The organism is Sporolactobacillus sp. Y61, assembly GCF_040529185.1.
Taxonomy (GTDB): Bacteria; Bacillota; Bacilli; order Bacillales; family Sporolactobacillaceae; genus Sporolactobacillus.
Genome location: NZ_CP159510.1, coordinates 3,049,147 through 3,062,755, shown reverse-complemented (window position 1 = coordinate 3,062,755; position 13,609 = coordinate 3,049,147). Strand labels below are relative to the sequence as shown.

The window sequence follows — 13,609 nt, the reverse complement described above, 5'->3', positions numbered from 1 at the left end:
TTACGGATATACTTTGCATAAAAGAAAGGCATTCGCGAAAGAAAAAGAGCCTGATGTCGGTCAGGATGTCACCTTGCCCGGCCCCGGGCAGCGGGTGCCTTTTTCATGGGTACTGTTCAGAAGGTCTTATGGATTCAGGAGGAATTTATGACAGCAATAGAGCAGGAAATCAGGAGGCGGCGCACGTTCGCCATTATCTCGCACCCGGATGCGGGTAAAACAACACTGACCGAGAAACTGCTGCTTCTGGGCGGAGCGATCCGGACCGCAGGGTCAGTCAAGTCGCGCAAAGCGGAGAAATTCGCAACATCAGACTGGATGGAACTGGAAAAAAAGAGAGGGATTTCAGTGACATCGAGTGTGATGCAATTTGAATATGACGGCTATAAGATTAATATTCTGGATACACCCGGCCACCAGGATTTCAGTGAAGACACCTACCGGACTTTGATGGCCGTTGACAGTGTGGTGATGATCATTGATGCGGCAAAGGGTGTTGAACCGCAGACGATCAAATTGTTTAAGGTATGCCGTGACCGGGGCATTCCTATTTTTACTTTTATCAATAAACTCGACCGCCAGGGGAAAGATCCGCTTGAACTTTTTGAAGAAATAGAAAGTGTACTTGGCATTGAATCTTATCCGATCAACTATCCGATTGGCATGGGGCAATCGTTCCGCGGCGTCTACGACCGGCGTGAACATAAAATTGAGTGGTATAACGATAAGCGTGAACGCCAGGTTCAGCAGCTTGGTGAAGTAGATGAGCTGACCGATATTCTGAAAGATACGATTGATGACTATACGCTCAGTCAGCTGGAAGAGAATCTGATGCTGCTGGACGAAGCGGGCAGCACGTATGATTATGAAGCGGTCAAAACCGGTAAGCAGACGCCTGTCTTTTTCGGCAGCGCGATTTCCAGCTTTGGTGTGCCAACTTTCCTTGAGCATTATCTGAAGATGGCACCGGATCCACAGCCACGTCAATCGAGCGGCGGACTCATTCAGCCGGATGACACGTGCTTTTCAGGTTTTATTTTCAAGATTCAAGCGAACATGAATCCCGCTCACCGTGACCGTATTGCCTTTCTCAGAATCTGTTCGGGAAAGTTTGAAAAAGGCATGACGGTGTATCTCGACCGGACGGGGAAGCAGTTGAAACTTGCACAGCCTCAGCAGTTTTTCGCCGACAGCCGTGAGCTGATCGAGGAAGCCTGGCCGGGCGACATTGTCGGGCTGTATGATACCGGCTTTTACCAGATCGGTGATGCCGTCTGCAGCAGTAAAGAGACTTTCAATTTCGGCGCACTGCCACAGTTCCCTCCGGAGCATTTCGCCAAAGTGCGGGCGAAGAATGCAATGAAGCAGAAACATTTCCTTAAAGGCGTCAGTCAGCTTGCTCAGGAAGGGGCAATCCAGGTGTACAAGACGCCCTTTGAAGAAACGATCCTCGGCGTCGTCGGCACGCTGCAGTTTGATGTGTTTGTCTATCGGATGCAAGCGGAATACGGTGTGACTCTCGATATTGAGCGGATGCCGCATCAGGTGGCAAAGTGGATTGTAAACCGCGACGACGCTGAAGCGCTCCGCCGCAATTCGAATAACCTGGTTGTTACGGACTATAAGGGGCGGCCGGTCATCATTTTTGAAAATGACTTCACGCTGCGCTGGTTCAGGCAGAAACATCCGGACGTTGAACTCAGGGATTCGAGTCATAATATGTAAAAGGGCGGGCTTCCGCCTTTTTTCTTTACAAAGCGGAAAACAGTATGAGAAAAACATTTTTGTAGGCCGTGCCGGTTATGGACAAATAAGGTGGAATATTCGAAAGAGCGTAAAAATTGAAGGAATCACCCTGATTGAGAGATATATCAGCCGATTTGGAGGTTTTCAGCCAATCTGGGGATTTATCAGCCTATATCCAAGTTTTATCTGTCAATCAAATTTTTTATCAGCCGGAACGATGACAGGTCTTTTGTCCGTGAGATTTCGTTCTGCTCAGTATGTGATGATTGGGGTAACGATCCTGATTCTCTTATTCGTCTGTCTGACACCTCTTCTCCTCTCAGGGGGATGACAGAGTCTTCAGATCAGGTGGAGGTGGTTGCCTGTGAAACATGAGGCTATTGCATGTAGACAAAAACCTTCTCCATCACGGAGAAGGAAAAAGAAATGCATCATGAAGGTCAGTACATATTACCCTGAGTGAGTCATCGAGATTTTTTAAAGAGGCCGGCTTCTACTGCGGCTTCAAAACTATTTCTGGCAAACTGGAATGGATCCCCTATATTTTCCCAGTGCATGTACATTAACCGCGGTTCATCAAACAGCCAGTGATTATGAACAGCTGTTACGATCAGACCTCTTTTTCTTAATGCAGTCAGAAACGGATTGATTTCCTGTTGAAGAATAACCGATTCACCTAAGTTAAGGGTTTCCCCTCTTTTACTGTTTTCAAACGAGAGGGCAAAAGGGAGTGCCAGAGGTGAACGGGTTCGGCGGTTCAGAATGGTCGCATTTATATTTCTGAGCCGTTGAACCACACAGGCTGGAGTAGACGTAATCACTACTCCGCCAATAATATCTGCAAGTTTTTGACAGGTTGATGAGGTTGATGACATATACACATCTCCAATTCATTTTGATAGTGTATGGTATGTGAATTGAAGACAACCCGTCCGGGCAAATCAGTGTTATGTTATAAAAGGGTGAGTGTTTGAGACTTATGACAGACCCTGCTCAGTTACGCTCCCTTATCCCTGGCAGCGTTTTTTTGATACGCTTCTGCCGAAATGTTTATACTTAAGCAAAAAAAAGCCGCCATCACGGCGGCTTTCGCATTTTGATCCTTATTTTCCAACTGTATTTTCGAGTTCCGCACGCACTTCACGGGCAGCTTCAACCATGTTTCTGAGAGCCGGAATCGCTTCTTCCGGTTTGCGCGTTTTCAGGCCGCAGTCCGGGTTGATCCAGACGATTTTCGGATTGAGCACCTTCAGCGCACGTTCGGCGTAGGACTTCATTTCCTCAACGCTCGGAATACGCGGACTGTGGATGTCGTAAACGCCAAGTCCGATGCCTTTTTTATATTCAAAGTCTTCAAAAGTGGAGATGATTTCCCCATGGCTGCGGGCCGCTTCGATTGAAATCACATCGGTATCGAGTGCATCAATGGCACCGATGATTTCATCGAATTCCGAGTAACACATATGTGTATGGATCTGTGTATCATTATTAACGAATGACGTGGCGAGCCGGAATGCATATACGGCATCATGCAGGTACCCTGCCTTCTTTTCTTCCTTCAGGGGCAGCCCTTCGCGAAGCGCTGGCTCGTCGACCTGAATCATCCGGATATCTGCCTCTTCCAGGGCGTGTACTTCTTTTTTCAGTGCAAGTGCGATCTGATTAAATACAGTCGCCTGACTGATGTCATTTCGAACGAAGGACCAGTTGTAAATTGTAACCGGACCGGTGAGCATGCCCTTAACCGGCTTTTTTGTCAGCGACTGGGCATAGGCACTTTCCCTGACCGTCATTGGCCCCCGCCAGGCGACATCGCCGAAAATCAGCGGCGGCTTGACGCAGCGCGAACCATAAGACTGTACCCAACCGAAACGGGTAAAGGCAAATCCGGCCAGCTTTTCGCCAAAATATTCGACCATGTCATTACGTTCAAATTCGCCATGAACGAGTACATCAATGCCGATATCTTCCTGAATGTCGATCCATTTCGCTATTTCATCTTTAATAAACCGGTCATATTGATCCTGCGACCATTCGCCCCGGCGCAGTCTGCGACGCGCGAGGCGAACTTCTTTAGTCTGCGGAAAACTGCCGATGGTTGTGGAAGGCAGGGGAGGAAGCTTAAAAGCATCCGCCTGAATAGCCTGCCGCAGTTTCCAGGAACCGGGACGTGCCGGCAGTTCCTGGTCGAGATGACTCAGTTCCTTCTGCACCTCTTTATTGTTGCGGTGCACGGAAGTTTTCAGAGCAGAGAGTTCTTCATTGTTCTGCCGAAAAGCGGCGGCGGCAGAAGATGCGCCCTCGTTCAGCGCATGAGCCAGCACAACGACCTCGTCAAGCTTTTCATCGGCGAAGGACAGGGCACCTTTCAATACAGGATCCAGTTCCCTTTCGTTTTTGACGGTAACGGGAACATGAAGCAGGCTGCACGATGGAGTGACCCAGAGTTTGTCCTTTCCTCCGACCGCATCGAGCAGGCTCTTCAGTTCACTGAAGGTCGCCTGCAGATCTGCTTTCCAGACATTGCGTCCGTCAATGACACCGGCGGCCAGCACTTTGTCCTGCGGGAATCCAAACGTCTTTACCGCCTGCAGATTGGCTTCTTTTCCGTAGACGAAGTCCAGTCCGATGCCGTCAACAGGCAGGTTGACAACGGTCTGATAGGCGTCAACTGCTTCAAAATACGTCTGAAGCAGGATCGACAGACCCGGTGTGCCGTCTTTAATCCTCTGATAGACGTTCTGGAAGACGGACACGTCCTCTTTCGGCAGCGTTTTTACAAGAATCGGTTCATCCAGCTGTACCCATTCCGCTCCGGCAGTCCGTAATTCATTCAGGACCTGGATATACAGCGGGATCAGTGCATCCAGGAGCGTCTGAAAGTGATCCCTGTTGTACCCCTTGGAAAGTTTAAGCAGGGTCACCGGCCCGACAAGAACAGGTTTGGCTGTAATACCGAGTTCTTTTTTCGCTTCGTTGAACAAACGGAGCAAGCGATTTTCGGTAATAAACGGCTTCGTCTCATTACTGATTTCCGGAACAATATAGTGATAATTTGTGTCAAACCATTTGGTCATTTCTGAAGCTTCCGCCTCTTTGGTGCCGCGCGCGATTGAAAAGTAAGTCTCAAGGGAAACCTGCTTTTCTCCCGTGTTGAACCGCTCAGGAATCAAACCGAATAAGACCGCGGTATCCAGAACGTGGTCATAGAAGCTGAAGTCTCCGACCGGAATCAGATCCACACCAATTTCTTTCTGCTTCTTCAGGTTATTCAACCACAGCTTTTTCGTTGTTTCCAGAAACTCCCCTTTGGAGATCTTTTTTGACCAGAACCGTTCCACAGCTTTTTTCCATTCCCTTTTTTCCCCAATCCTCGGATAACCGAGATTGGCACTCAGCACATCTCCCATGCTCTCATCCTCCCGTTTCTTCGTTTTTTCTCTCAAGGTGCAAAATTAAAAGCCTCTCTGAACCAGAGAGGCTTAAACGTTCATCAGCACCCTCTTATTTCTCAAAACTTCATGTTCGAAGTTTTGCTGGAATTGGCACCTTTTTCATAAAAGATTGAAAGGTTGCCGGGCTTCATTGGGCCAGTCCCTCCGCCGCTCTAAATAAGAGTTTCTTTTTAAGTTTACAGAAATTTTAGCATGAAACCGGGTATCCGTCAATGCCGGAGATGAATTTACCACAGATGTAAACAATTGATTCTCAGGCGACGATAATAAAAATGTGTGTGTGTGTTTAACCACAGTCAATCCATGACGACAGACAAGCAGGTGGCAGCATGAAGAAGGCAATGGAAAGATGGAAAAGTGAACTGAAAAAAGTGGACGTACACATCGATACTGATGATGAACGGTTACAAGTACAGATAAAATTGATCGGGCTGACTGCTCTTGATCTTAGAATACTGAAATGGGCACAGCCGGGAATGAAGGTCTGTTTCGGTCAAATAATGGATGACTTCATGAGGATGATTGAGGCGTTTCCGGAACTTAAGAGTCGGGAGGAGCCCGGTGCGTCAAAAATCCTGAAACAATTATTCTATGACCAGCTGATCTTCGTTTTCAGCGGGCAGATCGATCGATCGGTTGTGCAAATATGCAGAAGGAAAGCGTCTATCCTTTTTGCTCATAAAATGACTCCCTCTTACTATCTTGCCTGTCTCTCTCACCTGAGACATCTGACGGCAGAGGCTGCCTTCCGAAAATGGAAAACCGTGTTTCAGCTGACACAGATTTTAACTTCTATGGATAAAATGATGAGTTTTGAACAGCAGCTGGTCATTGAAGCCTATCAGGCGTACGTAAGAGAAGCGGAAAATCAGAAAGAAAAAGCCATGCGCTATAAGGCCTATCATGATACACTGACCGGTCTTCCAAACCGCAGAAGTGCAGATGAGGCCATCCGTATAACCCTTGATTCGGCGCGCAGAAACAGCAGGACGTGCGCTCTGTTTACCATCAATATTGATCGATTCAAGATGGTGAATGAAGTATACGGCCGTCATTGCGGCGATCTCTTTCTTCAGACAGCCGCCCGGCGTCTGCAGCAGGCTATTAAGTCCTATGACACGAAGCTGTTCCGGATCAACAGTGATGAGTTTTGCGTACTCTTGCGCGATGATCTCAGCCGTGAAACGCTGGCTGCACTGGCTTCCCGGATGGTCGCCATTTCCGGTCAGGCATATATGATAAAAGGACGGAAAATCTTCGCTACCGTCAGTGTCGGCATTGCCTGCTACCCGCGAGACGGAGAAAATGATCTGCATCTTCGAACGAGTGCGGAAGCCGCATTGAGAGAAGCAAAACAGGGGAAAACCGGCTTTTTCTTTTACAATAATGAACTGCATAACCGTCAGCTTCAGAAGGTGGGGATTGAAAATGACCTGCACAGCGCGTTACATAAGAATCAGTTTCTTCTCTATTATCAGCCTCAGATCCGATCAGGGGATCGGAAGGTTATTGGAACAGAAGCCCTGATCCGATGGAGCCATCCTCAATGCGGACTCGTTTCTCCGAACGGGTTTATTCCCGTCGCAGAAGAGACCGGGCAGATCCGTGAAATAGGGAACTGGGTCATTCAGGAAGCCTGCAGACAGATGAAAGCCTGGCAGGATGCCGGCAGTTGCAAAATCCCTGTCTCGGTCAATCTCTCTTTCAGCCAGTTCCATGATGACCAGCTTCCTGAATACATCCGGCACGTGCTTCAGGCAAACGGACTGGAACCTCAGTATCTGATCCTCGAAATCACCGAATCCATGATGGCGGAGGATTTCAGACATTCAGCCCGGATGCTTCGTGAAATCAAAGATATGGGGATTAAAGTCAGTGTGGATGACTTCGGGACAGGTTACAGTTCACTCAGCTATCTGAAGCATCTGCCGGTCGATCGTATTAAGATTGATCGTTCATTTGTGACGGATATCGCGCAAAATAAGCGGGATAAAGCGATTGTGGCTGCCATTGTTGATCTGGCGGAACACCTCTTAATTGAAGTCATTGCCGAGGGTATTGAAAATGAAGAACAGCTCCATGCCGTCGAGCAGTGCCGCTGTCGTGCGATCCAGGGTTTTTATTACAGCCGGCCGCTTTCATGCGGAGATTTCCAGCGCTATATGATGACCGGTGGCGGTGAGATTTCATAAACAATATCGGAACACCGGAAATTGTCGCACTTCTGTCACAGGAAAAACGCTTTCTGACTCCCCGATAAAAGCAGATAACGGGATAGACTGTAATTAACTGCTATTATGCTCTGCAAGAGTGAAGAAGGAGAGATGTTGAGAGAAATGCGTTTTCGAAAAAGACAGATTGAAAGCGACTGGCGGAGTGAAGCCAAAAAGGAAAGCGTCAGGATCCAGGTGCAGGATCAATCGGTACGTGATAAGCTGAATATGCTGGATATGACGGCTGAGGACCTGCAGTTTCTGAAAGCAATCCGTCCTTTTGCTGAGAAGGACATTAAAGAGATGGCGCGAAACTTTTATGCCAGCTTCTATCATATTGAACCGTTAAAACAGATTATTGATCGATACAGTTCGATTGAGCACTTGAGTCAGACCCTGTCCGTTCATGTGATGGAGTTTTTCTCAGGAACGATCGATGATGCCTTTATTGAACGCCGGTATCAGGTCGGGCAGATCCACTATCGGATTGGTCTGAAACCCGCTTATTATATGGGGACGTTCCAGAATCTGCAGAGAAGTCTGACCGATCTGATTTATACGATCACAAAGGATCCATCTGCTACCCGGCGCATGATCCATGCACTCAATAAAATGATCAGTTTTGAACAGCAGCTCGTCCTTGAAGCTTATGACAGGGAATACGAACAACAGCTCAGACAGGAATACGAAGTGGGAAAAGACGATCTCAAAGCAGCTATTACAGGTGTCAGCAGTGATTTGAATAAGCTGTCCGGCAATACTCTGGAAACAGTAAAAAATCTGCAGGATCATTTTCAGTCGGTCAGAAAATCCGTCCTCAAGAGTATTCAGGAGGGCCGCCGTGCCCGGCTGAAAGCATCTGACGGCAGGAACCGGCTGGAGCATCTCTTTAAACAGGTCGGAAAGGCCGGTGAGTCTGTGAGAAATCTGGGAAATATGGTGCATGTACTCGAAACGTCCGGCCAGGAAATCAGCCGGGTTTCGCTGCTTGTTAAAAACATCTCGGAACAGACCCACATTCTGGCCCTGAATTCGGCGATTGAAGCCGCAAGAGCAGGAGAAAAGGGCAAGGGATTCCACGTCATAGCGGATGAAGTGAAAAATGTCGCTGAGGAAACCCATCAGGCGATGATCGACATATCGGATAGAACGGAGCACTCAACCCATGTTACTGAACGGGTCATCCGTTCCCTGAAGCAAACGACCCTCACCATCGAGAACGGCATGAAACAATCCGGAGAAACCAGGCAGAAGCTTCAGGACATGATCCAGTTTGTTGATACCACCAGCCTCCTGTCTGAAGGCATCGGTAAGCATGTTGATGAACTCGTTCATCTGGCAGAGCAGCTGGCCGGCCGATCGGAATCGTTGAACCAGTCGGCGGATCAGCTGATGCAGAAGCTGTGATGGGTCACTCCGAAATCCAGGGTGATTTCCTGACCTTCTGACTGTTTAATAATCAAAATCAGACTTAAAACAGGGAGATCATGCGAAAGGTTTCATGATCTTTTTTTTTTTTATTCTTTTTGTCATAAAAAGTGACAACATCATGACGGGAAAACCGATTGTTGGAAATGGACACGGTAATTTTGTACAATTAATCTATTGGTTGAAATAGTCAGAACATATTGAGAAACGGGGAAACGCCATGAACCAAAATTCTGATGCACATGATCTGATTTCAGAAATGATAAAAAATGTCGAGACGGTTGTGATCGGAAAACATACAGCAGTGAAACTGATTACTCTGGCGATGCTTGCGGGCGGACATGTTCTGATCGAAGATATTCCCGGTGTCGGGAAAACCAGGCTGGTCCGTGCCATGGCCCGCTCAATCGGAGCGAAGTTCAAGAGAATTCAGTTTACCCCTGATCTTCTTCCTTCAGATATCACGGGACTTTCCATATATAATCAGAAGAGCGGTGAATTCGAATTTCGTCCGGGTCCGCTGATGGGCAACATTATCCTTGCAGACGAAATTAACCGGACGTCACCGAAAACCCAGTCAGCACTGCTTGAAGGGATGGCGGAAGGCCGGATCACAGTAGACGGTGTGACCCGCCAGTTGCCTGAGCTGTTTTTTGTTATGGCGACGCAAAATCCGATTGAATATGAGGGCACCTATTCTCTTCCGGAGGCACAGCTTGACCGTTTCCTGCTTAAACTTTCTCTTGGTTATCCGTCGAGAGAAAATGAACTTGAACTTCTCAACCGGATGTCGGGTAAAGATCCGCTTGAGGATCTCCGTCCCGTTCTTTCAGTAGAAGATATTCTGGAGATGCGCCGTGAAGCGCAGCAGGTTTATGTCTCGGACGGGATTAAAAATTATCTGCTGGATATTATTACGGCGACGAGAAATCATCCCATGATTTATCTTGGCGTGAGTCCGCGGGGGACGCTCAGTATGATCAGCGCTATCCGTGCCCGTGCTTTTATCGAGCAGCGTGATTTTGTCGTTCCGGATGATGTCAAAGCGGTCGCCCCCTATGTGCTCAGTCACCGGCTGGTGATGAAACCGGAAGCGGCTTATTCCAGTCTGACGGCAGAGACGGCCATGCACGAGATCCTGGATCATGTGAAAGTACCGGTGCGGGATAAGAAATCGGTTAAATGACGCCTCTTCACACGTTCTTTCACCGTTTAACGCACAGCGTCTGGTTACATTATGGTACCGTGCTTTTCGTCCTCGGTCTGATGTTTGCTTTTGCCCTGGCTCAGGGGAGCTTTATCAGCTGGTTTCTCTTTTATGTGTTTTTACCCATCGCTCTGTATATCACGTTACTGATGTTCTATCCACGTCAGTTGATCCATCCGGTCAGAACTTTTCAAAATCAGCAGCTGCATGCCGGTGACACGCTGAAGATCGATCTGATTCTAAGCAGAACACACGCTTTTCCCTTTATCCTGCTGTCTGTTACGGACGGGCCTGATGATTCAGAGGAAAGTGGGTCGGTAAAGGTTCACACCAGCGCGTCGTTCTGGTCTGGGAAAAGCGTAACCGTTCACTATGCCATTCCTGAGATCAGACGCGGAGCGCACCGGTTTTCTACTGTGCAGGTGAATATTGAAGATCCCCTTGGCTTTTTTAAACGGAAACTGATTCTGCCCTGTCCTCAGTCTGTTCTTGTTTTTCCAAAAATCAGTCAGATCCGGCTGAATGACCGAAGGATGGGAAACGTTGACCCCAGGTTTACCTCACAGGACATCGATCTGTCCCAATTCAGTGGCATAAGGGCCTATCAGCCCAATGACAGGATATCCTGGCTTGACTGGAAATCAACCGCGCGCAGCGGTCGGCTGGTAAGTAAGCAATTTGATCGCGATCTGGAACGGCACGCCTCCATCGTTCTTGTGGTCAAAGACCATGATTCCGGTCCGGTGTTTGAACGCAGTATTTCTTTCACTGCATCGTTTGTGAAAATGCTGCTGTCGGCAGGATACACCGTGCGGCTGGCCTGCAGTAATCGTCAGGCACCGGCCTATTTACGGGGTGATGTAAAAAAGGGGATGCAGGAAGCAGGGAGACTGCTCGCCGGTCTGACCCGGCAGGATGCTCTGCGAACAGAAGATGTACAGCTTGCCGTGAATAGCAAAGTTGCCGGTTTTGCAGTCAGTACGGATCCGGCCCTGGCGGCTGCCCTTATTGAGTTTGCCCGGGCAAAAAAACAGCGTCAGGCCCTTTTTCTTGTCACCGATCGGCCGGGAGACGCTGATATTGGCCGGTTTGCTTCCCCTTATCTTTCTCTTTTTGTTGTGGCACATGATCATTTTGACAGTCTGATTCAAGCGAGGGATAAAAATGGCTGATTCGTCAAAAAAATGGTCTCAGACTGTGATATATATACTGGCTGCAGTCATTCTCTGGCTGTGTGTGAAGCCAGTGACTGTCCTGACGATTCTCCGGTCGGAGACGCTGCTTTTTACTTTTATTGCGGGCCTGATGCTCCTTCTCTATTTTCGCCTTCCCGGCTGGATCTATTTGGCAGCCGGCGCGGGTATGATTTTTTTCAGCGTTCATTTTTATTTCTTCAATGCTACACCGCTTTTTGCTTTAAGCTGGATCCGTGACGCCGCAGGAGATATTGTTCATAATGCGGCCCTGGTCTGGAATGGTCAGCTGTTCATTTTGTCCGATTTGTTTAGTGCGTTCTTATTCTTTGTCATGGTCTGGCTGATCTGCTTTACGGTCCGGTACTGGCTGAGAAACGGACATATCTTTCTGTTCCTCTTTCTGGCTGCTGTTGCACTTTCTGTTGTCGATACGTTTACGTTCTATGATGCGACCCCGGACATGATCCTTGTCACAGTCCTGGGTCTGGTCATTCTGGGTATCAGCAAATGGGTTGAACTGAAAAGCAGCGGGACGGGATCGAAAGCCTCTTTCAAAGCATGGGTTATGACGGTTTCAGCTGCTGCGGCAGGGGTCCTCCTGCTTGGCATACTTGCGCCAAAAGCCGAGGCTCAGTGGAACGGCCCCGCCCGATATCTTCAGCATATCGGATTCGGCAATATGAACCAGAACGGCGCCTTTTTTTCAAATGGACAGAGGATCGGATATGATGCGGACGATACGGCGCTCGGCGGATCACTTTCTATGGATGATACCCCGCTTTTCACAGCTTATGTGACCGGAACAGGAAATTACTGGCGTGTGTCTTCAAAAGAGACCTATACCGGCAAAGGCTGGGCGGATAATCATCCCTATTATGTTCCACTGATTCATTTTTCAGATGTATCCGACGCAATGACTCTTTTTGAAGAAAATACCGGAACGTCAAAGGAATCGGCCAGAATCACCTTTTCCAGTAACAGTCCTGCTGTTCTGCCCTATACCGGCCAGCTGAGCGATATTCGGGTACCGGGAAGAAGGCTGAAGCTCGCTCCGCTTTCAGGTCAGATTCTGACGAGTGAGGAAACACGGGCGCGTACAGAGCAGATCAACTATCTGGAACCGACATTTCGAATAGACCGGCTCAGGCAGGTGACCGCTGAGTCCGCAGGCAGTCAAGATCCGGAAAATATCCGAAAGACCTATCTCCAGCTGCCTGAACGTCTGCCTTCCCGCGTGAGAGAACTGGGGACGAAGCTGACCTCGGGTGAATCTAACCGCTATGATCAGGTCCGTCATATTGTCGACTATCTCAGATCTTCCCGCTTCACGTATTCCATCGATCGTGTGCCACGGCCGTCGCAGAATCAGGATTATGTCGACCAGTTTCTTTTTGAATCCAAGATCGGCTATTGCGACAATTTTTCAACTTCTCTCGTCGTGCTTCTGCGTTCAGCCGGCATTCCCGCACGCTGGGTCAAGGGGTTCACAACGGGTGAATACACCGGGCAGGAGAATGCGAACATGATCGGAGGCAAGTCACAGCTGACCTCTGCCTATGAAATAACGAATGCCAATGCCCACTCGTGGGCCGAAGTCTACTTTCCGGGCAGCGGCTGGGTCACTTTTGAGGCAACGCCGTCTTTTAATAATCCGAATCAATTTGTTCATTCTGCAACAGGAAGCGGGACGCAGGCTCAGGAGAACGGACAATCTGAGTCCGCATCCGGGGCGCAAAATCAGCAGAATCCGGCGCAGCAGCAAAAGAAGCCGGCGCAAAGTCATCAGAACACGCCGCAACAGGAGAAAAAAGACGGGGCGAATGTGCAGGCAAAAGCCGGGGATCAAAACCGGTTTCCATTCTTTCCGGTTGCTCTTGCAGCCGGTGGCATACTGCTTGCGGCGGGCCTTGTTTATCTGATTCTGACCCGCAGAAAATGGATGGCGGCTTACTATTTACGGAAGCAGAAGAAGATGATTGTCCGGGATGGAACGACATTCTGTCAGGCTTTTGAAAATCTGTCCCGGCTGCTTCGGATCAAGGGGTTTCGTCGAGCAGATTCACAGACTGTCTATGAGTTTTCGACCATGGTTGACCGGATCCTTTCCGGCCATGACATGAAGCAGCTGGCCGGGTATTATGAACAACTGATTTACTCTGGACGGGCCGATCTGCCTGCTGGCGAGCAGCCCCGGATCAGCCGCCTGTTCCGCCGGGTACTTCGAAAGCTGTTCCTCCTGAAGCAAAAAACGTAAATAAGAATATAATTCTTGCCGCAGAAAATAATTGATTCTGCGGCTTTTTCTTTCAGGTATCGTTCAGTGTGGACGCCGGGTTCGGTATATTCTGCTACAGGTCGTTCATA

General features: G+C 48.7%; 8 protein-coding genes and 1 riboswitch. Of the genes, 6 read left to right on the top strand and 2 right to left on the bottom strand.

Annotated elements, in window-relative coordinates; all coding sequences use genetic code 11:
* Positions 1–147: 147 nt before the first annotated feature.
* Positions 148–1,725, top strand: a complete 1,578-nt coding sequence (locus ABNN70_RS14640; RefSeq protein WP_353948219.1) for a peptide chain release factor 3 — start codon at positions 148–150, stop codon at positions 1,723–1,725.
* A 485-nt stretch (positions 1,726–2,210) separates the two neighbouring features.
* On the opposite strand, the gene ABNN70_RS14635 is transcribed toward ABNN70_RS14640, so the two are convergent.
* Both ABNN70_RS14635 and metE read right to left on the bottom strand, forming a co-directional pair.
* Complete coding sequence (locus ABNN70_RS14635; protein WP_129927977.1) at positions 2,211–2,621, bottom strand: DUF1259 domain-containing protein; 411 nt, start codon at positions 2,619–2,621, stop codon at positions 2,211–2,213.
* A 228-nt stretch (positions 2,622–2,849) separates the two neighbouring features.
* Entirely contained in the window at positions 2,850–5,156 is a 2,307-nt protein-coding gene (gene metE / locus ABNN70_RS14630; protein ID WP_353948218.1) for a 5-methyltetrahydropteroyltriglutamate--homocysteine S-methyltransferase, read from the bottom strand.
* Positions 5,157–5,247: 91 nt separating this feature from the next.
* Positions 5,248–5,364, bottom strand: a riboswitch (SAM riboswitch).
* A gap of 166 nt (positions 5,365–5,530) precedes the next feature.
* Between metE and ABNN70_RS14625 the strand changes: the two genes are divergently transcribed.
* From ABNN70_RS14625 to ABNN70_RS14605, 5 genes are all read left to right on the top strand, one after another.
* Positions 5,531–7,393 carry an EAL domain-containing protein gene (locus ABNN70_RS14625; RefSeq protein WP_353948217.1) on the top strand — a complete coding sequence of 621 codons (1,863 nt, stop codon included), beginning with the start codon at positions 5,531–5,533 and terminating at the stop codon, positions 7,391–7,393.
* Positions 7,394–7,537: 144 nt separating this feature from the next.
* The gene (locus ABNN70_RS14620; protein WP_353949448.1) at positions 7,538–8,821 is read left to right on the top strand and encodes a globin-coupled sensor protein; all 1,284 of its coding nucleotides are present in this window, start codon (positions 7,538–7,540) and stop codon (positions 8,819–8,821) included.
* A gap of 241 nt (positions 8,822–9,062) precedes the next feature.
* Positions 9,063–10,028: a MoxR family ATPase gene (locus ABNN70_RS14615; RefSeq protein ID WP_353948216.1), complete on the top strand. Its 966-nt coding sequence runs from the start codon at positions 9,063–9,065 to the stop codon at positions 10,026–10,028.
* A complete protein-coding gene (locus tag ABNN70_RS14610) occupies positions 10,025–11,221 on the top strand; it encodes a DUF58 domain-containing protein (protein WP_353948215.1) in 1,197 nt (398 codons plus the stop codon). The genes ABNN70_RS14615 and ABNN70_RS14610 overlap by 4 nt, the downstream gene beginning before the upstream one ends.
* Complete coding sequence (locus ABNN70_RS14605; RefSeq protein WP_353948214.1) at positions 11,214–13,499, top strand: transglutaminase domain-containing protein; 2,286 nt, start codon at positions 11,214–11,216, stop codon at positions 13,497–13,499. The genes ABNN70_RS14610 and ABNN70_RS14605 overlap by 8 nt, the downstream gene beginning before the upstream one ends.
* Positions 13,500–13,609 lie beyond the last annotated feature (110 nt).

Bases quoted from the DNA above. Each gene is read 5' to 3' on its own strand.
- ABNN70_RS14640 (WP_353948219.1), top strand. From the start codon at position 148: ATGACAGCAATAGAGCAGGAAATCAGGAGGCGGCGCACGTTCGCCATT.
- ABNN70_RS14635 (WP_129927977.1), bottom strand. From the start codon at position 2,621: ATGTCATCAACCTCATCAACCTGTCAAAAACTTGCAGATATTATTGGC.
- metE (WP_353948218.1), bottom strand. From the start codon at position 5,156: ATGGGAGATGTGCTGAGTGCCAATCTCGGTTATCCGAGGATTGGGGAA.
- ABNN70_RS14625 (WP_353948217.1), top strand. From the start codon at position 5,531: ATGAAGAAGGCAATGGAAAGATGGAAAAGTGAACTGAAAAAAGTGGAC.
- ABNN70_RS14620 (WP_353949448.1), top strand. From the start codon at position 7,538: ATGCGTTTTCGAAAAAGACAGATTGAAAGCGACTGGCGGAGTGAAGCC.
- ABNN70_RS14615 (WP_353948216.1), top strand. From the start codon at position 9,063: ATGAACCAAAATTCTGATGCACATGATCTGATTTCAGAAATGATAAAA.
- ABNN70_RS14610 (WP_353948215.1), top strand. From the start codon at position 10,025: ATGACGCCTCTTCACACGTTCTTTCACCGTTTAACGCACAGCGTCTGG.
- ABNN70_RS14605 (WP_353948214.1), top strand. From the start codon at position 11,214: ATGGCTGATTCGTCAAAAAAATGGTCTCAGACTGTGATATATATACTG.